Origin of the sequence: Streptomyces sp. NBC_01288 (assembly GCF_035982055.1) — a bacterium.
Lineage (GTDB): Bacteria > Actinomycetota > Actinomycetes > Streptomycetales > Streptomycetaceae > Streptomyces.
This window is the reverse complement of record NZ_CP108427.1, coordinates 773,874-793,719: the sequence shown is the minus strand read 5'-3', so window position 1 is coordinate 793,719 and position 19,846 is coordinate 773,874. Positions and strand designations below refer to the sequence as shown.

Below are 19,846 nucleotides of genomic sequence, written 5' to 3'. Positions count from 1 at the left end.
TCTCCGTGGGGCGCCCGTCCCGCGCCCCTGAAGACGGGGATCTGGCTTCGCCGGTCCCCGTCTTCAGGGGCGCTCCTCACGTCGCGTCGTGGAACACCAGCCCCAGCGCGTGGCGTTGGCCGGTGCGTACGGTGCTGACGCCGTGTCGCATCGCGCCGGCCGACCAGCCGCGTTTTGTTCGAACCGGTCGGTCCCGGGCGATGGGCAGCAGGCGTGGGTAGAGCGCGGCGCGCAGGGCGGCGACCGGTGCGGGCAGGTCGTGGGCGAAGTAGCGGTACGCGCCGGAGCCGAAGCGGTGCCGGGCCATGTCGACCGTGGTGCGGAACAGTTCCGGCTTCTCGTAGAGGGCTGCCAGGTCGTGGCACTCGGCCGGCGTCAGCAACTGTGCGGTCGGCGCGCTGCCGTACAGGTCCAACTCCTCGGCCAGAGCCGACCAGTTGGTGTTCTCCGCGCGCCGACGCGCCTCGGTGATGCGCATGACCTCCTCCTTTCGTCAGCCGAGCATCGGCTGCAACGCGCCCTCGTGGGTGAGCAGTTGGACCTTGCGTTCGATACCGGCGGCGTACCCCCGCATCGAGCCGTCCGCGCCGATCACCCGATGGCACGGGCGCACCAGCAGGAGCGGGTTGGCGCCCAGGGCCGCGCCCAGCGCCCGGACTTCGGCGCGCGGAACGCCCAGGCGTTCGGCGAGGGCGCCGTACGTCGTCGTCGTGCCGTACGGGATCGAGTCCAGGGCCTGCCATACCCGCTGCTGGAACTCCGTTCCCTCGGCGGCGAGGGGGAGTTCGAAGTGGGTGAGGTATCCGGCGAAGTACGCGGACAACTGGCGGGTGGCCTCGCTGAAGGCCCGGTCGTCGCGTTCCCAGTCGGCACCGATGGCCGGGTGGTCCGGCATGGTCAGGGAGGTGAGGATGGTGCCGTCGGCCGACCTCTCGCCGGTCAGGAGCAGCTCGCCCACGGGGCTGTCGGTGAGTGTGTAGATCGTGGTCATGGGGACGATTCTGCTCCGGAATCCTGGTCGGGACCGGCGGGATTCGGACATGGAGGTGCGACCCGCTCGGTACCGTCGGGCGTAGCTCTTGACCTGGGGGTATTTACGGTTAAGTACCCGAGCGGTACCGTGTTGGCATGCCAGCTCTCAACGTGGAGTTCAGCGACCGCGAGCTAGAGGACCTGCGGCAGATCGCCAAGGAGCGCGGTACGTCGATGAAGGCTCTGGTGCGTGAGGCGGCCGCGGCCGACATAGCTCGCCACCGGGCACTTCAGGAGGGCGCCGAGGCCTTCCGCCGGTTCTTCGCCACGCATGCCGACGAATTCGCCGCCGCGTTCCCAGACGACGAACCGGCGGCCAAGGGCGAGGGGCGGGTCGCCTGACGCATGCCCGTCACTCCGGTCATCCATATCGACGTGCCCTGGCTGCTCCAGCGCCATGAGGAAGTCCTGCCGGACCAGCCCACCATCAACGACTTCTCGGCGTTAGTGGCGGCCGTCGCCCGACATCGCGTCGACCCGCCCCGCCTCGGCATCGACTCCGACCCGGCCTGGCGGGCCACCGCCCTGCTGCACACCCTCGCCCTGCTCAAGCCCCTGCCCTCGGCCAACGCCCGCTTCGCCTGCGCCACGGCCGTCGCCTACATGTTCGTGAGTGGCGTCGGCATCGATCCGCCCTACGGCGCCCTCGTCGACCTCGCCCGCGATCTGATCTCCGGCAAGACGGATGTCTACGGCGCGGCGGACCGGCTGCGTTCCTGGCAGATCTGAGAGGCAGATCTGAGAGGCAGGCCTGAGAGGCAGGCCTGACAGGTAGGTCCGCCTAGCGGTCCTCGTCGAGGCGGGCGATTTCGTGGCGCCCAAGCGGAGTTCCCTGCGGGGGCGCTTCGCTGGACGCGGGCCGGGTGTCGCTTTGGCGGGGTGCTTCGCCGGCCGCGGTTCGCCGGTCGCTCCGATGGGAGGGCTCGCCGTCCGCCGCCCGCAGGGTTCCCTCGGAGGGCGTCTCGTCGGACGCGGCCGGTGAATCCTCCCGCCGGGGTGTCGCGCCGGACGCCGTCAGGCTGCCCAGCAGCCCCAGCAGTTCCGCGCTGCGGGTGCCCGGCTCGGCGTGGAAGACGACCAGGCTCAACGCGTTCGTGCCCGGGATCTCGAACTTGTTCGACCGCAGCTCGAAGTCGCCGACGAGCGGGTGGGTGAGGAGACTGGTCCGGCCGAGCATGGGCCGGACCTCGTGGCGGCTCCACAACAGCCGGAAGCGATCACTGCGCACGGACAGCTCGCCCACCAGCTCCACCAGTCGGGGTTCGTCGACGTCGGGGCCGATGTGGCCGCGCAGGGTCGCCACACCCTCGGCGGTCAACTCATCCCAGTCTCGGCGCAGTTCACGCTCGGCGGGGTCGAGGAACACCGCACGGAGGAGGTTCACGCCCGGCGTGTAGTTCGGGGACAGCGCCCGGCACAGCGCGTTGGCCGCGAGGCAGTCCGTGAACCGGTTCTGCACATACGCCGGGTGGCCGGACCAGGTGTCGAGCAGTTCGCGGACGCTCGTCGGGACCGCCTCGGGCTGCCTGACCCGCCGACGGGACACGGCCGGCCGCTCCGGCCGTGCGAGGCTCAGCAGATGGGCGGTCGCGGAGGCGTCCAGGCGCAGCACCCGGGCCAGCGCCTCCAGCACCTGCGCGGACGGGTTGCGGTCACGGCCCTGCTCCAGCCGCAGGTAGTAGTCGGAGCTGATACCGGCCAGCAGGGCGACCTCCTCCCGGCGCAGCCCCGGCACCCTGCGCAGCCCACCGCCGCTCAGGCCCACGTCCTCGGGCCGGACCCGCTCCCGGCGGGCCCGCAGAAACTCCCCGAGCGCGTTCATGCTGTCCACACCCACCACCGTAGGTCCGAATCCGCAGGGGTGCGTGTCCCTGTCACCACCAGGAACATCCGGGTACTGCCTGCCGGGCCGGGACAGGAGCAGAGTCGATGGCAGGACGCAGCACGCATCACCCATCGAAAGGCGCGCCATCATGGCCGACACCGTCTCCGGCGGCACCCTCACCCCCGCCGAGGGCCTCACCCTCACCCGCATGGGATACGGCGCCATGCAGCTCGCCGGCCCCCACGTCTTCGGCCCGCCGGAGGACCGCACCGAAGCGGTGGCCGTCCTCCGCGAGGCCGTCGAGCGGGGCATCACCCACATCGACACCAGCGACTTCTACGGCCCCGTCGTCGTCAACGAGATCATCCGGGAGGCGCTCCACCCCTACCCGGACGATCTGCACATCGTGACCAAGGTCGGCGCCCGGCGCGGCCCCGACGGCGGCTGGATCATGTCCCGGCACCCCGAGGACCTCAAGGCGCAGGTGTACGACAACCTCCGCAACCTCGGGCTCGACGCGCTCGACGTGGTGAACCTGCGGGTCGGTACCGATCACGGCGCCCACGAGGAGTCGATCGGGGAGGAGTTCGGGGCGCTCGCCGAAATGCAGAAGGCCGGGCTGATCCGGCACCTCGGGGTGAGCACGGTCTCCGCCGCCCAGCTGACCGAGGCCCAGGCCATCGCGCCGGTCGTCACCGTGCAGAACCTGTACAACCTGGCCAACCGGGAGGACGACGCCCTCGTCGAGCGGTGTGCCGCCGAGAACATCGCGTTCGCCGCGTACTTCCCGCTCGGCGGCTTCACCCCGCTCCAGTCGCGGACCCTGTCCGAGGTGGCCGCGCGGCTGGACGCCTCGGCCCAACAGGTCGCCCTCGCTTGGCTGTTGCAGCGGTCGGACACGACCGTCCTGATCCCCGGCACCTCCTCCCGCGCTCATCTGCGGGACAACATCGCCGCCGCGGACCTGGTGCTGCCCGCCGACGCGATCGCCGAACTCGACACCATCGGTGCGGCCGCGACCTGACGCGGAGGAGGGCGGGGGTGGGCCGCCCCCGCCCTCGGGGCCGCCGACCGAGGGCGGGAGGAGCAAGGTCGGCGGCCGTTTGGCGCGGGAGAGCCGCCGTCCAGCGCGTGGCCTCCGAGAAGGGCCGAACCCAGTGGACCGCGGTGAGTCGTGTGCCGGGAGCGTGCGCGGCGCACCGGCGTGTGCGCATGGTTCACACGGGGCGCATGGAAAGTCGAAAGCCGATGCTGGTGAACCGAGTTGTCACCGCATCTGACTTTCTTTCAATGGTATGGAAGTTACCCAAGTGCCTTGTTGGGTCGGGTGGGTTGTGCAAGGGTGAAACACCCGCGCGGGGGCTAATGCCCGGGGCTCATTGGCTTGTTGATGAACCGAATCCGAGGAATCCACTCTGTGTCCATCCCGCCTCCTCCTCGTCCTCCTTACCCGCCGCCGGACGGCGGGGCCCCCGAGGAATCCGACGAGACCCTGGCCGCCCGGCTGCGGGGCCGTCCGGAGGGTGAGGCCGCTCATTCCGTCGCGCTGCTCATGGCGCGGCACTGGCGGCCGGTCGAGGATTACGCGGGCATCTGTCTCGCCGCCGAGGGGACCGTGCCCGCCATGGCCGCGGCGGCCGCCTTCCATCGGGTGTTCGACCGGCTGACGCTCGGCGAACACGGTGTGGCGCTGCGGCCACGGCTGCTGCTGACCGTGCGCGACACGATCCGGGAGTGGTCGACGGAAGAGCGGATATCCAGTGTTGTTCCCGACCTGGAGAATCCCTCCGGGGGCCGCGCCATGCGTGGCGCGAAGTCCATGACGCCCGAAAATCGCAAGCTCGCGGAGCGGTCTTTCCAGACCCTTCCGCCGCTCGCCCAGTGTCTGCTGTGGCACACCGAGGTCGAGGCCGAGTCGATAACCGTGCCGGCGGCCCTGCTCGGCATGGACACCGACAACGCGTCGGCCGCTCTCCAGCAGGCGCACGAAAAATTCCGCGAAGGCTGTGTACGCGCCCACCGGGAACTCGCGCCGACCCAGGATTGCCGCTTCTACAACCGCCTCCTCGACGTCCCGATTCGGCGCGGCGGCGGACTGCTGCCGGATGTCCAGCAGCATCTCGCCGAGTGCCGTTACTGCCGTTTCGCCGCCGAACAACTCAGCTATTTCGAAGGCGGGTTGGGCGTCCTCCTCGCCGAGGCCGTGCTCGGCTGGGGAGCCCGCCCCTACCTCGCCTCGCGTCCGGGCCGCGCCGGCCGCGACACACGGACGAGGACCGCGTCCCGGCACGGCGGGCACACCGGCGGCAGCACGGGGCGGCACCGGCTGCTGTCCCGCATCCCCGCACCCGGCCGCCGTCTCGTGGACGCGGCCAGGGCGGCCCGGGCGGAACGGTCGAACCGATCGCTGTTCGTCGGCGTCGGCCTGATCGGTGCCGGGGTCCTCGCGACGGTGTTCGCCGTCGTCCTGTGGCCGGACGACAACGGCGGCACCGCCGGTCCCGTCGCCTCCAGCACCACGAACAGCGGCTCCGGACATGTGTCGTCGTCGGCACCCGGCACGGCCAGGCTCCCCGCCGCACCCCAGCAGACGCGGCTGCGCAACGCCGCCGCCGACCTGTGCCTCGACGTCCGGGGCACCGTGAAGGCCGGCGCCGGCGTCGTCCTGGCCGCGTGCTCGTCCGCCGGGACCCAGGAGTGGTCGTACGACACCGACGGGCTGCTGCGCAGTGTCGCGAGCCCGGGGCTCTGCCTGGACTCGCACGCGGACGCCGGTGTCGTCGTCCTCGGCACCTGCGCCGACGCGAAGTCCGAGCGCGGCAACGACGTCCGCTACGACCTCACCGTGCAGGGCGAGTTGCTGCCCCGCTGGAACTCGGACCTCGCGCTCACCTCCACCACCAAGGACCCGGGCGCCGACATCGTCCTCAAGGTCCGCGACGGCTCCACCGCACAGCGCTGGCTGACCGACTCGGTGACGGCCAGCCCCGGTTCGCTGTCGATCGTCGGCACGGGAGCCCCGTCACCACGCCCGGCGAAGATCGCGGCCCGGCTCAACTGACCACATCGGACGGCGACGTGCCGGTCAGGTAACCGGCGGCGTTCGCCACGGCGGCCAGCGCGATCCGGAGCACCGTCTCCCGGGTCACACCGCCGACGTGCGGCGAGAGCACCACGTTCGGGGCCTTGAGCAACCGCAGCGCCGGGGTTGGGGGTTCGGGGTCGAAGACGTCCAGGCCGGCACCCGCGAGGGCCCCGGCTTCGAGGGCGTCCGCGAGGGCGTCCTGGTCGATCAGGGCGCCCCGCGCGGTGTTGATCACGAACGCGCTCGGCTTGAGCAGCGCGAGCCGCTCCGCGTCCAGGAGATGCCGGGTCTCGGCGGTGAGCGGCGCGTGCAGGGTGACGTAGTCGGAGAGGCGCAGCAGGTCGTCGAGCGGTACATGACGGGCGCCGCCGAACCGTGCGGTCGTCTCCTCGGGGACGGGGCGTCGGCCGGCGTAGACGACGGTCATGTCGAACGCGGCCGCGCGGCGGGCGACTTGCTGCCCGATGGCGCCCAGTCCCACGATGCCGAGCGTCTTGCCGGACAGCTCGGTCAGGGAGCGTTGCAGGCGGGGGAGTGCCCAGTCGCCCTCGACGAGTGCGGTGTGCGCGGGGACGAGCTGCTTGGCCAGCGCCAGCATCAGGGCGAAGGTCTGCTCGGCCACGTTCTGTGCCTCTGCACCGCTGGAACCGATCGTGCAGACGACGACCCCCTGGGCGCGGGCGGCCTCCAGGTCGACGTAGTCGAAGCCGTGACTCGCGCACTGCACCAGCTCCAACTGCGGTGCGGCGGCGAGGTGTTCGGCGCTCACCGGGGAGAGCGCGGTGATGACGACGTGCGCCGCGCGCAGGGCCTGCGGGTCCTCGTCGACGGTCTCTACGACGGTGACGTCCACCCCGTCGGGCAGCAGTGTCGCGAGTCCGGCTCCCGCGGTGCGGCCGCCCATGTGGGGTGGGACGACGGCCAGGACGTGCTTCGTGGGGGACATACGGAATCCTCGTCGGAGTGGGGGTGGCGGGCGGGCGTCCGTGCGGGCGTCAGGACCGGGTGGCCGACTCGACCAGTATCCGGGCCAGTTCACGCGGCCGGGAGAACATCGGCCAGTGGCCCGTGTCCATCCGGACCAGCTCCCAGCGTCCGCTCGCGACCAGTTCGTCCGCCGGGGCCGGCAACTCGTCGCCGTCGAGCAGGCACTTGACGTAGGTGGCCGGGAGATCGGCCAACGGGTGCGCCAGGGCTGCCGGTTCGGTGAGCGTGGCACCGGGGTGGGCGGTCCCCTCGGTGACTATGCGGGTGATCTGCTCGTCCGTGAGGCCCTGGCCCGCGTAGTCGGCCGGGTCCAGGGGCGGCCAGGAGCCGCCGTTCTCGTCGAGCGACTTCCTGATGAAGTCGCTGGGGAAGCTGTCCAGGAACGACTGCCCGTCGACCGGCACGTTCGCGTCGACGAACACCACCCGGGCCAGCCGGTCGCCCATCCGCTCGGCCGCCTGACCGACAGGCACACCGGAGTAGCTGTGTCCGACCAGGACGACATCCCGCAGACCGAGGCGCTCGACCTCGTCGACGATGTCCTGGACATGGGTCTGCTGCCCGGCCGGAATCCCCTGCTTCTCCGCGAGCCCCGACAGGGTCAGGGCATACGTCTCGTGCCCGGCCCCGCGCAGTTCGGGCACCACCTCGTCCCACGCCCACGCACCGAGCCACGCGCCTGCCACCATCACGAATCGAGTCATGATCCCAACGTAACCGCCGGGTCTGACAACGACCTTCCGGAGGCGATCAGACCGTCCGCGCCACGGCCCGCACCGGCGCACCGTCCGCGCCCGGCAGCCGCAGCGGGAACAGGAACAGTTCCACGTCCGTGATGCCCACCAGCCGTTCCAGTCCCGTGAGGTTCTCCGCGATCACCCCGCCCGCGCCGCACAGCACACGATGGGCGGGCAGCCCGAAGTCGGCCGTCTCGTCGCCGGGTTGGGGCGTCGGATCGACGCTCAGCGCGTCGACCGCGACCGTACGGACCCCTGCCGCGACGAGCGCCTCGGCCGCCTCCGGGGTGAGCCACGGGTGGGCGAGGTAGTGGTCGGTGCCCCAGTGCGCCGACCAGCCCGTGGCCAGCAGAACGAGGGATCCGGGCCTCAACTGCCGCAGCGCCGGCGCCAGTAGCTCGGTCGTGATCGGTGCCCGCGCCGACAGCCCTCGTACATCCGCGACCACCGCGTGCCCGGCGAAGCGCTCCAGGGGCAGTTCGTCGAGGCGGGGCCACGCGTCGTCCACGTGGTAGGGGGCGTCGACATGCGTGCCCGACTGCGAACCCATGTGCAGCTGAAGGACGTTGACGCCGTCCCGGGGTGCGCGCAGGGCGGGGGAGACCTCGACGGCCGGGTCACCGGGATACACGGGCATCCCGGTGACCACGGGCACCGACAGGTCGATCCAGGCCGGCATCAGTTGCTCGCGGCGGCCGGTGCGGGGGCCTCGGCCTCCGCACCGGGCCCGGTGATCGGCGGCACCGGCACCTCGACGGTACGGGCCAGCCGCGCCCCCTCCGGCCCGTACGCGGCCCGGGGTTCGGGGAACAGCCGGAGCAGGCCCAGGAACAGCACGGCGGCGACGGCCAGCGACAGCGGCAGGCTGATGTCGACGCCGTTGGCCAGGTCGCCGAGCGGGCCGACGAACTGCCCCGGGATGTCGGTGAACAGCACACCGACGACGGCGGCCACCCACCAGGCGGTCATGCCGCGCCAGTTCCAGCCATGCGCGAACCAGTAACGCCCGCCGCGCTGACGGCGGTTGAAGACCTGGAGGGCGTCCGGGTCGTACCAGCCGCGCCGGGTGTAGAAGCCCAGCATCATCACGACCATCCACGGTGTCGTGCAGGTGATGATCATCGTGGCGAACGTGGAGATCGACTGCACCAGGTCGAAGCCGAACCGCCCGACGAAGATGAACGCGATCGACAGCACACCGACCAGGAACGTCGCCTGTACCCGGGACAGGCGCGGGAACACCGACGAGAAGTCGAGCCCGGTGCCGTAGAGCGAGGTCGTGCCCGTCGACATGCCGCCGATCAGGGCCAGCAGACAGACCGGCAGGAAGAACCAGCTCGGCGAGATCGCGAGGAGTCCGCCCACGAAGTTCGGGGCGGCCGGGTCGACGTACTTGGGGGCCTTCGTGGCGATGATGCTCGCGGTCGCCAGGCCGAAGACGAAGGGCAGGAGGGTCGCGATCTGGGAGAGGAAGGCGGCCCCGACTACCTTGCGGCGCGGGGTGTTCGCCGGGATGTAGCGCGACCAGTCGCCGAGGAACGCGCCGAAGGAGACCGGGTTGGAGAGCACGATCAGGGCCGCGCCGATGAACGACGGCCAGAACAGCGACTGGGTCGCCGCGTCCGCCGAGGACGTGAAGACTCCGGCGTACGACGGGTCGAAGTCACCGGCGAAGGCGATCGCGCCGAGCAGGAACAGGACCGTCGCGGATAGCACGGCGATCTTGTTGATGAACAGCATGAACCGGAAGCCGTAGACGCAGACCGCGAGGACCAGGACCGCGAACAGCGCGTACGCGATGACATAGGAGAGCGTGCTCTGTTCCAGGCCGAAGAGGCGGTGCGCGCCGCCGATCAGGGCGTCGCCGGAGCTCCACACCGAGATGGAGAAGAACGCGACCGCCGTGAGGAGGGACAGGAACGAGCCGACGACCCGGCCGTGCACGCCCAGGTGCGCGGAGGAGGCGACCGCGTTGTTCGTGCCGTTGACCGGGCCGAACACCGCCATCGGGCACAGGATCAGCGCGCCGACGACGACTCCCAGGAGCGTGGCCGCGAGGCCCTGCCAGAAGGAGAGGCCGAACAGGATCGGGAAGGCGCCCAGCACACAGGTGGAGAAGGTGTTGGCACCGCCGAACGCCACCCGGAACAGGTCGAGCGGGGTGGCGGTGCGGTCCGCGTCGGGGATGCGCTCGACGCCGTAGGTCTCGATCTCGGTCAGGGACTGGCTCGGCGCGGCGGGGGAGGGAGCGGGGGCGGGCTGCGAGGACAAGGGGGCTCCAGCGGGGGACGGCGGTGGAGCGCGTTGTAGCGCGGTGGCGGAGGGGACGGCCGTTCACGCGCGCGGGGTGGGCGGGGTGAAGGGATGCCGTCCTCAGGGGGTCTGCCGACGTTATGGCCGGCCGCGACACCCGCACCAGAGGACGGTTCATCCATCTTCCGTGCCGTGGGTGGAGGAATCATCCACCGCTGTTCCTATGCGGTGTCGCCCGGGGCGTCCTCCGGTTCGGCGTCGGGGCCCTGGGCGCGGACCCGCTGGACGTGTTCGAGGGAGTCGCGCAGTTCGCTGAGCCAGTCGTCGGTGTGGCGCTGGACGAGGCGGACGCACCAGGCCAGCGCGTCGCTGCGGCTGCGGGCCACGCCGGCGGCGATGAGAGTGTCGAGGACCTGGCGCTCGGGCTGGCGCAGCCGGGTCATCACGGGCGCGGAGATGTGCGTGAACAGGGACCGCTCCCCGGCGCACTCCACCCCCCACGAGACCTTCCTGCGGAACCGGTGCTCGGCCTCGCGCGCGAGGGCGATCCGGGTCTCCCGGGTGCGCTCGCGGAACTCCTGGACCCGGCCCTGGACGGCCGCCTCCCGCTCGGCGTCCGAGACGCCCTCGGCGAGCTTGGGCGCGGGGATGCGGCCGATCACGGTGACCTCCTCGCGGTCGACCGTGACCTCGACCAGCTCCTCGAAGAGGTCGTCGGGCAGACGGCCGGTGAACCAGCCGCGAAGCTTCTCCTGCTGCTCTGTCGTAATCATGTAATGACGATTACTCGCGAGCAGGGCGAACGCAAGGGGCTGCGGCGGAGTGCGCCGAGAGCTGAAGCGGAATGTTTCGGGACTGTTTCAGGACGATTGGCGAGCACGGGTAAACCGGCCATCCGACCCGCTTCGACGATCAAGAACCCCGTGGTTGCTGGGTTCGCGCGTTCGATTTCTGTGACTTCACGCCACTGATTCAACACGCAAGGTTACTGAAACCTGTGGGTGGGATGTGAGTTTCCGCGACGGACTCGGCAGAGTGGCGCCCGCCGGTCCGGCACCGACCGAGCGGGACCGGCACCACCTCGAACCGATCGGTTCACGATCGGTTCGTATCGAGCGGAAGGATGCACACAATGCGGAACACCGCGCGCTGGGCAGCGACCCTGGGTCTGACGGCCACCGCCGTCTGCGGACCCCTGACCGGGTCCGCCCTCGCCGCCCACGGAGCCGGCCCGGCCGCGCTCTACGCCCCCTCGGCCCTGGTGCTCACCATGGGCCACGGCGATGACGCCGCCCTCGCCACACCGGAACGCGCGGTGACCCTCACCTGCGCGCCCACCTCCTCCGGCACCCACCCGGCCGCCGCTGAGGCCTGCGCCGAACTGCGCGGCGTCGGGGGCGACTTCGACGCCCTCACGGCCCGGGGCGACGTGCTCTGCAACAAGCTCTACCGCCCCGTGGTCGTCACGATCGACGGTGTCTGGCAGGGCAGACGCGTCTCCTACGAGCGCGTCTTCTCCAACGAGTGCGTGAAGGACTCCTACGGATACGGAGGCGTCTTCACGTTCTGAGAGACCGGGACCGCACGGTCTCCGTGAGCACCAGGGAGGGTCCGTAGCTGGGGAGTGCGTGCCCCTGTCGCGGAGCAATGCGGTCCCGCATCCAGGGGCCGGCCGGGCGGTGTGGGGTCGCCCGAGCCGGCCCCTGTCATCGTTCCGGCCGCTCGGCCGTGTCCGCGAAGTCCCTCCCCCACTGCCTTAAAGGCGTGGGAGGTGCCCCCAGCCCCGCGACGCCCCGCACGCACTCTCGCCACACCGGGCGAAAGCCCAAGTACGCCCAGTACGAGGGCTCCCGCCCGGCACGGCGAGAGTACGCACCGGACGGCGCGGGGCCCGCTCTTCGGGCGGACGACGGGACTTTGCGGACACGACCTAGGCCTGCGCGGGCAGCACACGCAGCGGCGGGAATCGGACGAGCAGCCCCGAGGCACGCAACAGCCGGTCGATCCGCGGCCCGTCGGAGACGATCCGCAGCCGCCCGCCGCGTTCCCTGGCCCGCCGCTCGGCCCGGCACAGTACCCGCAGCCCCGAGCAGTCGAAGAACTCGACGGGCCGCAGATCCACCAGCACGTCGGGCTCGTCGATCGAGGTCGCGGCGTCCAGATGTTCCACGACGAAGCCGGCCGTCGCCATGTCGATCTCGCCCGAGACCTCGACCACCGTGAAGGGGCCCCTGGACCGCGTACGGGCACAGGAGTTGGCCGCGGGACTGTCGCGTTCGTCCGCTTCCGCTGTCATGGCCGCTCCACCTCGGCACGGGGCGCATTCGGTCTCGGTAGTTACCCCGGAGGAGCCCCGAGCATCCCCGACACGCCGTCCGCAAGATCTGGTTCACTCGACATGGTGAACTTCGGTAAGAAAGGTTGACTTTCTGTCAGTAAGGCAGTGAAGAGGGGCCGCCGTCTCCCTGTGGACGGCGGCCCCTCGGTCTGTGCGGCTCAGGCTCGGGCGGAGCCGGTCACATGTGGACGACCGGTGCGGCGTCCGCCTCCTGCTGCGGAACCCCGCGACGGTAGAGCGCCAGCGCGATCAGCGTGCCGGCGGCGAAGAAGCCCGCCGACCACCAGAACGCGGTGGTGTAGCTCTCGATCGTCGCCTGCGCCTGGACCAGCTTGCTGGACGCGTCCTTCCCGGCCAGGTAGTCGGTCGCGGCGCTCGCGGCCAGCGTGTTCAGCAGCGCCGTACCGATCGAACCGCCCACCTGCTGCATGGCGTTGACGGTCGCCGAGGCGACACCCGCGTCCTCCGCGGCCACACCGCCCGTGGCGAGCTGCATCGCCGGCGGCATCACCATGCCGAGACCGGCGCCGATCACGATCAGCTGCGGCAGCACATGCGTCGCGTAGGACGAGCTGGTCCCGATGTCGGTCAGCCAGGCCATGCCGACCATGGCGATGGCGAAGCCCAGCGGAATGATCACCTTCGGGCCGAGCCGCGGCACGAGCATCGTGGTGCCGATCTGCGCCATGACCATCAGGGCGCCGATCATCGGCAGGAACGCGACACCGGTCTTGGTCGGGCTGAAGCCCAGGTTCAGCTGGAGGTAGTAGGTGAGGAAGAGGAACACGCCGAACATGCCCGCACCGGTGATCAGCACGGCGAGGAACGAGGCGCCCCGGTTGCGGTCGAGCAGGATGCGCAGCGGTAGCAGCGGGTGCGCGGCACGGTTCTGCCACCAGGCGAAGGCCGCGAGCAGCACGACGCCCACGATCAGGAAGCCCCAGGTCTGCGGTGAACTCCAGTCGTGCGTCTCGGCGTTGGAGAAGCCGTAGACGAGGGAGAAGAGACCACCGGCGACCAGGACCGTGCCCGGCACGTCCAGCTTGGAGCCCGCGGCGTCGCGGTGGTTGCTGAGCAGGACCCAGCCGCCCGCGAAGGCGACGAAGGCGATGGCGACGTTGACGTAGAGCGTCCAGCGCCAGTCGAAGGCGTCGGTCAGCACACCGCCGAGCAGCAGACCCACCGCACCGCCGGCGCCGGCGATGGCGCCGTAGACGCTGAAGGCGCGGGCGCGTTCACGGGCGTCGGTGAAGGTCGTGTTGAGCAGGGACAGCGCGGCCGGTGCGAGCAGCGCGCCCGCGACACCCTGGAGGGCGCGTGCGGTGACCAGCATCTCGAAGCTGGTGGCGGCGCCGCCGAGCGCGGAGGCGGCGGCGAACCCGACGACACCGGCGAGGAAGGCGGTCTTGCGGCCGAACAGGTCGGCGATGCGGCCGCCGAGCAGCAGCAGGGAGGCGAACGCCAGGGCGTACGCGGTGACGATCCACTGCCGGTTGCCGTCGGAGAAGCCGAGGTCCTTCTGGGCCGACGGCAGGGCGATGTTCACGATGGTGGCGTCGAGGACCACCATCAACTGTGCGACGGCGACGATCGCGAGGATCCACCACCGCTTGGAGGACGCGGACTGCGCCTCCCCGGCACCCGACCGGGTGTCTTCGGTCAATGTCTTCTGGGACATCGGGAACCACTCCAGGGAAGTCGTTCGGGGTTTACCAAAACGTAAACGAAACGGTTTCGTACACATCGGAGACTAGACCACTTTCTGCGAAACGGCAACGTTTCGCAGAGGACGGGGAGCAGGCGTGCGCAGTGGCGTGTTCGAGGTCGAGGGGGCCGGGCTGTACTACGAGGTGCGCGGCACCGGCCCGGCGCTGTTGATGATCAGCGGGGCCGGGGGAGACGCCGGCTACTACTCCGGCATCGCCGCGACCCTTTCCGACGCATTCATGGTGATCTCGTACGACCGACGCGGCAACTCGCGGAGTTCCGGCAGGTCACGGGCGCCGATGGAACTCGCCGTGCAGGCCGCCGACGCCCGCGCGCTCATCGACGGGCTGGCCGGCGGCCGGGCGCTGGTCTTCGGCAACAGCGGAGGCGCGATCATCGGCCTCACCCTGGCCGCGCTGCACCCGGAGGTGATGGCGGGCCTCATCGCCCACGAACCCCCTGCCGTGAACGTCCTGCCCGACACCGACCCGGGCCACGGCTTCTTCGCCGAACTGGCCGCACTGTACGAGCAGGGCGGGGCACCCGCGGCGGGCCGCCGGTTCGCGGAGACGATCCGCGGCGAGGGGACGTACCGCTGGCCCGCCGACCTCTGGAAGCGGTTCCTCGGGAACCAGGACCACCTCTTCGGCACGGAGTGGCCCGGCTTCGCCGCCTTCCGGCTCGACGAGACGGTGCTCAAGTCGGCCCCGTTTCCTGTCGTGTTGGGGGCGGGTGCGGAGGACCGCGGTACGTACTACGCCCGGCCGTCGATCGAGATCGCCCGCCGGATCGGGGCGCCGTGGGTCGAATTCCCCGGCATCCACATGGAGTTCCTGCGCAATCCAGCTCAATTCGCCTCTGCCGTACGGGTGTTGGCGACCCAGATGCACAGCCGCGACGGTGACGTCCCGGAACTCTGGCAGGGCACCGCTCAGTGAGAACCGAGCAACTCCGCGACCAACACCCGCCGCAGCCAAGCCCGATAGGCGTCCCGCGTCCAACCCCGGTGCCTGCGCAGGAGTTGATGCATGTGCGGTGAGGCGAGGGCGTAGAGCGTGTCGGCGGCGGTGCGCGCGTCGAGGCCCGGGCGGAGGGCTCCGCGCTCCTCAAGTGCCGTGGTCAGGGCCAGATGCACGCCGTACGTCGCCTCGGCACCGGCGTCCGCCGACGCCCGCATGTCCGGGTCGGCGCCGGCCGCCTCGACGGTCACCATGATCAGGTCACCGGCGCGTTCCAGCAGGTCGGTCATCTGGTCGACGGCGCGGCCGATCGCGCGCTCGGGGTCGGGCTCGTCCCGGATCGCCAGGGTCTCGGAGCGCTCCGGGACGGCGACCGGCTCCTCGTCACCGGCGATCGTGACGCCCAGGGTGTGCCCGAACAGGGCCGCCTTGGTGGGGAAGGCGTCGTACAGCGTGCGCTCGCCGACACCGGCCAGCGCCGCCACCTCCTTCATCCGCGTGCCTGTGTATCCGTTCTCTGTGAAGAGCCGGGCGGCTGCTTCCCGGATGCGGATGCGGGTCGTCGCTGCCGCCTCGGCGCGCTTGGCCGAGCGATAGGACCTCTTCTGGTTGACGGGTTCGGGCATGGGGAGGAGTCTAGAGGAAATCGGCGCAGTCTTACTGCGGTGAAATGAGCGAGGAGCGTGAGAGTCATGCCGGAGCTCGCCGGAATCCACCACGTGAAGATGCCCGTCACCGACCTCGATCGCTCACGCGACTGGTACGGCCGCGTGCTCGGCTTCAAGGTCACGTATGAGTTCCAGGACGCGGACGGAGTCGTGCGCGGGGTGGCGGGGGAGGTCCCGGGACTCGGCGACTCCATGCTCTGCCTGCGTGTCAACTCCCAGGCGGCGCAAGGCTGTCAGGGCTTCGACCCGGTCAGCTTCGCGGTCCGGGACAAGGCCGACGTGGAGGCGTGGGCCGCTCATCTCGACACCCTCGGTGTCCCGCACTCGCCGGTGATCGAGGCGTCGATCGGTTGGCTGCTGGTGTTCAACGACCCGGACGGCCTCGACCTGCATCTGTACAGCTGGGCGGCGCACGGGGTGGATCACGGGGACGTCGCGGGGTACGGCCGCCCGGTCTCCTGAAGGGGCGTGCGTTCCGGGTTCCGGGTGCTGTATTCCTTGACTGGAATATAACCAGCGAGGCATATTGGGCTCATGTCCGACGCCTCGCTCTGGACCGCCCTCGCCGATCCCCACCGGCGGGCCATCGTCGGCCTGCTCCTGGAGCGGCCCCGGCCCGTCGGCGAGATCGTGGAGGCATGCGGTCTGAGCCAGCCCAGCACGTCGAAGCATCTACGGGTGCTGCGGGACGCGGGCCTGGTCCGGGTACGGCAGGACGCGCAACGCCGTGTCTACGCCCTCGACCCGGCCCCGATCGCCGAACTCGACGCCTGGCTCGCCCCCTACCGCGAGCTGTGGAACCGCAGCCTGGACAGGCTGGGGCAGCGCCTCGACGAGACGTCGGACGACGACACCTCGCCACCCACCCCGAAGGACTGATCCGCCATGTCCGTCGACCTCACCGGCACGTATCTGACCCTGGACGACGGTCGCCCCGCCGTCCGTTTCAGCCGCACCTACGACCAACCCCTCGACCGCGTCTGGCAGTTCGTGACCGACCCCGACGAACTCGCCCAATGGTTCCCCTCGCGGGCCGAGTTCGACCTGCGCCCCGGCGGCACGGTCACCTTCAGCGGCGACCCCAACATGCCCGAGTCGACCGGCCGGGTCATCGCCGTCGACGCACCCCGGCATCTGTCCTTCGAATGGGGCGGTGACGAACTGCACTTCGACCTGGAGGAGATCGAGGAGAAGCGCACCCGCTTCACGCTCACCAATGTCCTGAGCGCCGAGAACACCGCGTCCCGCAACGGTGCCGGCTGGGAGGTCTGCCTGGCCGCGCTCGACGCGAAGGCTCGCGGTGAGGCCGTAGAGGGTCCGCACACCGGCGCAGGTGTGCCCTGGAAGGCGTTCTACGACGGCTACTTGGCGGCCGGGGTTCCCTCCGGCGCTGTCGTGCCGGGCCTGGACTGACGCATCCCGGGCCCGGTCGACCCGTCACGCCATCTGCCGCCGTACCAGTTCGTGCAACCGTCCGCCCGTGTCCGCCAACAGCTGTGCGGGCGGCCCCTGTTGGGCGACCTTGCCGTCCTCCATGACGACGACGCGGTCCGCGTCGAGCACGGTCGACAGGCGGTGCGCTATGACGATCCGGGTGGCGTTGAGGGCCTTGGTGCTCTCGATCACCGTGCGCTGGGTCTCGTTGTCCAGGGCGCTGGTCGCCTCGTCGAAGAAGAGGATGCGCGGTCGGCGGATCAACGCCTGGGCGATCATGAGGCGTTGACGCTGGCCGCCCGACACCGCGCCACTGCCCGCGACGATCGTGTGCAGGCCCATCGGCATCCGCTTGATGTCCTCGGCGAGCCCCGCCATCTCGGCCGCCGCCATCGCCTCCTCGGGCGTGAACGGCTCGGCGCCGCAGATGACGTCCAGGATGGAACCGGTGAACGGCTGCGCGTGCTGGAGCACCACCCCGCACTGCCGCCGCACCGCCGACTGGTCGAGGGCGCCCAGGTCCTGGCCGTCGTAGAGGACGCTGCCGGAGACCGGTTTGTCGAAGCCGATGAGGAGACGGAGCAGGGTGGACTTGCCGCAGCCGCTGGGACCGACGATCGCCACGAACTCGCCCGCGCGGACATTGAAGGAGACGTCGTCGAGGACGAGGGGGCCGTCGTCGGCGTAGCGGAAGGAGACCCGGCGGGCCTCGATCGCGCCGGACAGCTGGCCGGGGCGGGTGCTCGCGGTGCGGACCTCCGGGGCCGCGTCCAGGACCGGCCTGATCTCCTCGAAGAGGGGGAGCGCGGAGACCGCGGAGACGAAGGCGCCGGTGAGGCTGGTGACGGAGGTCAGCAGCATCGTCACCGAGGTGTTGAAGCTGAGGAAGGAGGCCGCCGACATCGAGCCGCGTGCCGGGCCCGCGAGGATCATGAACATCAGCAGGGTGCAGACCGGCAGGTACACCGCGCCCATGACCGTGGTGAGGTTCTTGATCCGGCCGACCCGCTGTTGGAGTTCGCGGCTGCGGGCGAACTCGGAGGCCCAGGCGGCGTAGGCGTAGTTCTCGGCCGCCGCGACGCGGAGTTTCGGCAGGCCGCGCAGGGTCTGGAACGCCTGGTTGTTCAGCTTGTTGCTGAGCACGACCAGTTTGCGCTGCCAGCGCACCTGCCACAGGCCGAGGCCCAGGAACCCGGCCGCGATCACGACGAGCATGCCGATCGCCGCGAGCGCCATCGAGGGGTTGTACCAGAACAGCAGGCCCAGGTTCATCGCGCCGACCGTCACCGACTGGGCGACGACGGGTCCAAGTCCCGCCAGCAGACGGCGAATTGAGCTGATGCCCATCGCCGCGCTCGCCAGCTCGCCCGTCGAGCGTTCGGTGAAGAACTTCGTCGGGAGCCTCAACAGCCGGTCCCAGACCGCCGGTTGGAGCGTTGCCTCGATCCGGCCCTCCAGACGGAGGATGGTGAGGTTCTCCAGCAGCATGAAGGCCGCCGCCACCACGCTGGTGATCATCACCGCCAGGCAGACCTGGACGATCAGGTTCGTCTGCGCCTTCGGCACGAACTCGCCGAGCACCTTGCCCGTCGCGATCGGCACCAACGCCCCGATGGCGACGGTCACCAGCCCGCTGATGAGAAGGTTCGTCAGGTCGCTGGCGGTGCCCTGCATGGAGAAGCGCAGCAGCCCGAACGGGCTGAGTCGCCGCTCGGGCAGCGGGCGGTAGAACATCACCGCGCGCGGCTCGAACTCCTCCGCGTTCGCCTTCTCGATCGGTGTCTCGCGCCCGGTCGCCGGATGCACGGCGACATAGCCGCCACGCCGCCACAGCAGTGCGACCGGAGCCCCGGACAGTGCCCGATGGCCCACCAGCGGGCCGACGTTGTCCCGCCACCAGCGGCCGTCGAGCCGTACGGCACGCACCCGGACCCGGGAGGCGAGGGCGATGCGCTCGACCGGGTCGAGGCGGTCGCTCTCGCTGCCGCTCTGCGCGGGCTCGGCGAGGGTGAGACCGCCCGCCTCGGCGGCCAACTTGCAGGCCGCGTACGACGCGTCGGCATCCGCGGCCGTCGTGCGCCGGGCCGAGGACTTGCCGATCGACGCCAGCAGCGTCCGGTCGGCCTGTGCGCGCACCGCCTCACCGGCCTTGATTCCGGCGGCGGTTCGGGTCTCGTGGGTGCGCTCCAGCTGCTCGATCCACTTGTCCAGCGTGGACAGCAGCCGGTACTGCTGGTCGACCATGCCCTGCCAGACAGCCGGATCCATCAACAGGTCGGCGGCGGCCTCCGCGCCGTACATCGAGCCGTACTGCACGCTGCCCGGGGGGACCTGCATCCAGAAGACGTCGTCGTCGGTGGGCGCCGCGGCCCGTTCGGTGGCCATCGGGGCCTGGAAGAGGATGGAGAGGCCGCGGCCGACACCGAGGGCGAGGGCGTATTCGAGCGGGCTCGAAGTCGGCGGCACGTACTGGGGGTTGCCGTACTCGTCGTACGACCAGGTCTGGGTGTCCGCGGCCTGGTACAGCTCGCGCAGGTTGATGCGGCGCACCACGCAGTCCCGCAACGGGCGTGCCACCAGCGTGTGTTGGGGCCCGGTGACCGGGCCGAGCAGCAGCGAGCCCGCCTCCAGGCGGCCGAGGTGGTGCCAGTGCCCCTGCTGTACGGCGTCCACCGCGAACAGGTCGATGGCGCCCGACGCGACCAGCCACAGCACCTGCGGGCCTTCGAGGTCGAGGCGGTTGAACCCGGCGCAGTCGATCGGCGTGCCCAGGTTTCCCAGCGCGCCGAGGACCAGGTCGCCCTCGTGAACGGACGTCATC

Annotated in this window: 21 protein-coding genes; 9 read left to right on the top strand and 12 right to left on the bottom strand. The window is 70.6% G+C overall.

Annotated features, from left to right (window positions below; all coding sequences use genetic code 11):
- Positions 1-76: 76 nt before the first annotated feature.
- Both OG194_RS03605 and OG194_RS03600 read right to left on the bottom strand, forming a co-directional pair.
- A complete protein-coding gene (locus OG194_RS03605; RefSeq protein ID WP_327399352.1) occupies positions 77-478 on the bottom strand; it encodes a 2OG-Fe(II) oxygenase in 402 nt (133 codons plus the stop codon).
- Positions 479-493: 15 nt separating this feature from the next.
- Positions 494-991 carry a methylated-DNA--[protein]-cysteine S-methyltransferase gene (locus OG194_RS03600; RefSeq protein WP_327399351.1) on the bottom strand — a complete coding sequence of 166 codons (498 nt, stop codon included), beginning with the start codon at positions 989-991 and terminating at the stop codon, positions 494-496.
- A gap of 137 nt (positions 992-1,128) precedes the next feature.
- On the opposite strand from OG194_RS03600, the gene OG194_RS03595 reads away from it, so the two are divergent.
- Both OG194_RS03595 and OG194_RS03590 read left to right on the top strand, forming a co-directional pair.
- Positions 1,129-1,374, top strand: coding sequence for a hypothetical protein (locus OG194_RS03595; protein WP_318020629.1), 246 nt, complete (start codon positions 1,129-1,131; stop codon positions 1,372-1,374).
- A 3-nt stretch (positions 1,375-1,377) separates the two neighbouring features.
- Positions 1,378-1,761: a toxin Doc gene (locus OG194_RS03590; RefSeq protein WP_266865812.1), complete on the top strand. Its 384-nt coding sequence runs from the start codon at positions 1,378-1,380 to the stop codon at positions 1,759-1,761.
- 52 nt (positions 1,762-1,813) lie between these two features.
- Here the strand turns inward: OG194_RS03590 and OG194_RS03585 are convergent, their stop codons facing one another.
- The gene (locus OG194_RS03585; protein WP_327406967.1) at positions 1,814-2,854 is read right to left on the bottom strand and encodes a helix-turn-helix domain-containing protein; all 1,041 of its coding nucleotides are present in this window, start codon (positions 2,852-2,854) and stop codon (positions 1,814-1,816) included.
- Between the two features lie 151 nt (positions 2,855-3,005).
- Here OG194_RS03585 and OG194_RS03580 point away from each other — a divergent pair, with 151 nt between their 5' ends.
- Positions 3,006-3,881 carry an oxidoreductase gene (locus tag OG194_RS03580; RefSeq protein ID WP_327399350.1) on the top strand — a complete coding sequence of 292 codons (876 nt, stop codon included), beginning with the start codon at positions 3,006-3,008 and terminating at the stop codon, positions 3,879-3,881.
- A 393-nt stretch (positions 3,882-4,274) separates the two neighbouring features.
- Entirely contained in the window at positions 4,275-5,918 is a 1,644-nt protein-coding gene (locus OG194_RS03575) for an RICIN domain-containing protein (protein WP_327399349.1), read from the top strand.
- On the opposite strand, the gene OG194_RS03570 is transcribed toward OG194_RS03575, so the two are convergent.
- The 5 genes from OG194_RS03570 to OG194_RS03550 form a co-directional block, all read right to left on the bottom strand.
- A complete protein-coding gene (locus OG194_RS03570) occupies positions 5,911-6,888 on the bottom strand; it encodes a 2-hydroxyacid dehydrogenase (RefSeq protein ID WP_327399348.1) in 978 nt (325 codons plus the stop codon). The genes OG194_RS03575 and OG194_RS03570 overlap by 8 nt on opposite strands.
- A gap of 49 nt (positions 6,889-6,937) precedes the next feature.
- Entirely contained in the window at positions 6,938-7,633 is a 696-nt protein-coding gene (locus tag OG194_RS03565; protein ID WP_327399347.1) for an alpha/beta fold hydrolase, read from the bottom strand.
- 46 nt (positions 7,634-7,679) lie between these two features.
- Complete coding sequence (locus OG194_RS03560; protein WP_327399346.1) at positions 7,680-8,345, bottom strand: cyclase family protein; 666 nt, start codon at positions 8,343-8,345, stop codon at positions 7,680-7,682.
- Positions 8,345-9,937, bottom strand: coding sequence for a purine-cytosine permease family protein (locus OG194_RS03555; RefSeq protein WP_327399345.1), 1,593 nt, complete (start codon positions 9,935-9,937; stop codon positions 8,345-8,347). Before OG194_RS03555 ends, OG194_RS03560 begins: the two co-directional genes overlap by 1 nt.
- Positions 9,938-10,140: 203 nt before the next feature.
- The gene (locus tag OG194_RS03550) at positions 10,141-10,692 is read right to left on the bottom strand and encodes a hypothetical protein (protein ID WP_327399344.1); all 552 of its coding nucleotides are present in this window, start codon (positions 10,690-10,692) and stop codon (positions 10,141-10,143) included.
- 359 nt (positions 10,693-11,051) lie between these two features.
- On the opposite strand from OG194_RS03550, the gene OG194_RS03545 reads away from it, so the two are divergent.
- Positions 11,052-11,489, top strand: coding sequence for a protease inhibitor (locus tag OG194_RS03545; protein ID WP_327399343.1), 438 nt, complete (start codon positions 11,052-11,054; stop codon positions 11,487-11,489).
- A 360-nt stretch (positions 11,490-11,849) separates the two neighbouring features.
- On the opposite strand, the gene OG194_RS03540 is transcribed toward OG194_RS03545, so the two are convergent.
- Positions 11,850-12,215 carry an STAS domain-containing protein gene (locus OG194_RS03540; RefSeq protein ID WP_327399342.1) on the bottom strand — a complete coding sequence of 122 codons (366 nt, stop codon included), beginning with the start codon at positions 12,213-12,215 and terminating at the stop codon, positions 11,850-11,852.
- 220 nt (positions 12,216-12,435) lie between these two features.
- Entirely contained in the window at positions 12,436-13,935 is a 1,500-nt protein-coding gene (locus OG194_RS03535; protein ID WP_327399341.1) for an MFS transporter, read from the bottom strand.
- Between the two features lie 124 nt (positions 13,936-14,059).
- Between OG194_RS03535 and OG194_RS03530 the strand changes: the two genes are divergently transcribed.
- Positions 14,060-14,902 carry an alpha/beta fold hydrolase gene (locus OG194_RS03530; RefSeq protein WP_327399340.1) on the top strand — a complete coding sequence of 281 codons (843 nt, stop codon included), beginning with the start codon at positions 14,060-14,062 and terminating at the stop codon, positions 14,900-14,902.
- Here OG194_RS03530 and OG194_RS03525 read toward each other — a convergent pair.
- Positions 14,896-15,549 carry a TetR/AcrR family transcriptional regulator gene (locus tag OG194_RS03525; RefSeq protein WP_327399339.1) on the bottom strand — a complete coding sequence of 218 codons (654 nt, stop codon included), beginning with the start codon at positions 15,547-15,549 and terminating at the stop codon, positions 14,896-14,898. The two genes, OG194_RS03530 and OG194_RS03525, sit on opposite strands and share 7 nt — an antisense overlap.
- A 66-nt stretch (positions 15,550-15,615) precedes the next feature.
- On the opposite strand from OG194_RS03525, the gene OG194_RS03520 reads away from it, so the two are divergent.
- From OG194_RS03520 to OG194_RS03510, 3 genes are all read left to right on the top strand, one after another.
- Positions 15,616-16,053, top strand: a complete 438-nt coding sequence (locus OG194_RS03520; protein WP_327399338.1) for a VOC family protein — start codon at positions 15,616-15,618, stop codon at positions 16,051-16,053.
- Positions 16,054-16,125: 72 nt separating this feature from the next.
- Positions 16,126-16,470, top strand: a complete 345-nt coding sequence (locus OG194_RS03515) for an ArsR/SmtB family transcription factor (RefSeq protein WP_327399337.1) — start codon at positions 16,126-16,128, stop codon at positions 16,468-16,470.
- Positions 16,471-16,476: 6 nt separating this feature from the next.
- Positions 16,477-17,004 (top strand): SRPBCC family protein, encoded by a 528-nt coding sequence (locus OG194_RS03510; protein WP_327399336.1) that lies wholly within the window; start codon positions 16,477-16,479, stop codon positions 17,002-17,004.
- Positions 17,005-17,028: 24 nt separating this feature from the next.
- Here the strand turns inward: OG194_RS03510 and OG194_RS03505 are convergent, their stop codons facing one another.
- Entirely contained in the window at positions 17,029-19,845 is a 2,817-nt protein-coding gene (locus OG194_RS03505) for an NHLP bacteriocin export ABC transporter permease/ATPase subunit (protein ID WP_327399335.1), read from the bottom strand.
- Between the last annotated feature and the right edge of the window lies 1 nt (position 19,846).

Bases quoted from the DNA above. Each gene is read 5' to 3' on its own strand.
- OG194_RS03605 (WP_327399352.1), bottom strand. From the start codon at position 478: ATGCGCATCACCGAGGCGCGTCGGCGCGCGGAGAACACCAACTGGTCG.
- OG194_RS03600 (WP_327399351.1), bottom strand. From the start codon at position 991: ATGACCACGATCTACACACTCACCGACAGCCCCGTGGGCGAGCTGCTC.
- OG194_RS03595 (WP_318020629.1), top strand. From the start codon at position 1,129: ATGCCAGCTCTCAACGTGGAGTTCAGCGACCGCGAGCTAGAGGACCTG.
- OG194_RS03590 (WP_266865812.1), top strand. From the start codon at position 1,378: ATGCCCGTCACTCCGGTCATCCATATCGACGTGCCCTGGCTGCTCCAG.
- OG194_RS03585 (WP_327406967.1), bottom strand. From the start codon at position 2,854: ATGAACGCGCTCGGGGAGTTTCTGCGGGCCCGCCGGGAGCGGGTCCGG.
- OG194_RS03580 (WP_327399350.1), top strand. From the start codon at position 3,006: ATGGCCGACACCGTCTCCGGCGGCACCCTCACCCCCGCCGAGGGCCTC.
- OG194_RS03570 (WP_327399348.1), bottom strand. From the start codon at position 6,888: ATGTCCCCCACGAAGCACGTCCTGGCCGTCGTCCCACCCCACATGGGC.
- OG194_RS03565 (WP_327399347.1), bottom strand. From the start codon at position 7,633: ATGACTCGATTCGTGATGGTGGCAGGCGCGTGGCTCGGTGCGTGGGCG.
- OG194_RS03560 (WP_327399346.1), bottom strand. From the start codon at position 8,345: ATGCCGGCCTGGATCGACCTGTCGGTGCCCGTGGTCACCGGGATGCCC.
- OG194_RS03550 (WP_327399344.1), bottom strand. From the start codon at position 10,692: ATGATTACGACAGAGCAGCAGGAGAAGCTTCGCGGCTGGTTCACCGGC.
- OG194_RS03545 (WP_327399343.1), top strand. From the start codon at position 11,052: ATGCGGAACACCGCGCGCTGGGCAGCGACCCTGGGTCTGACGGCCACC.
- OG194_RS03540 (WP_327399342.1), bottom strand. From the start codon at position 12,215: ATGACAGCGGAAGCGGACGAACGCGACAGTCCCGCGGCCAACTCCTGT.
- OG194_RS03535 (WP_327399341.1), bottom strand. From the start codon at position 13,935: ATGTCCCAGAAGACATTGACCGAAGACACCCGGTCGGGTGCCGGGGAG.
- OG194_RS03525 (WP_327399339.1), bottom strand. From the start codon at position 15,549: ATGCCCGAACCCGTCAACCAGAAGAGGTCCTATCGCTCGGCCAAGCGC.
- OG194_RS03520 (WP_327399338.1), top strand. From the start codon at position 15,616: ATGCCGGAGCTCGCCGGAATCCACCACGTGAAGATGCCCGTCACCGAC.
- OG194_RS03515 (WP_327399337.1), top strand. From the start codon at position 16,126: ATGTCCGACGCCTCGCTCTGGACCGCCCTCGCCGATCCCCACCGGCGG.
- OG194_RS03510 (WP_327399336.1), top strand. From the start codon at position 16,477: ATGTCCGTCGACCTCACCGGCACGTATCTGACCCTGGACGACGGTCGC.
- OG194_RS03505 (WP_327399335.1), bottom strand. From the start codon at position 19,845: ATGACGTCCGTTCACGAGGGCGACCTGGTCCTCGGCGCGCTGGGAAAC.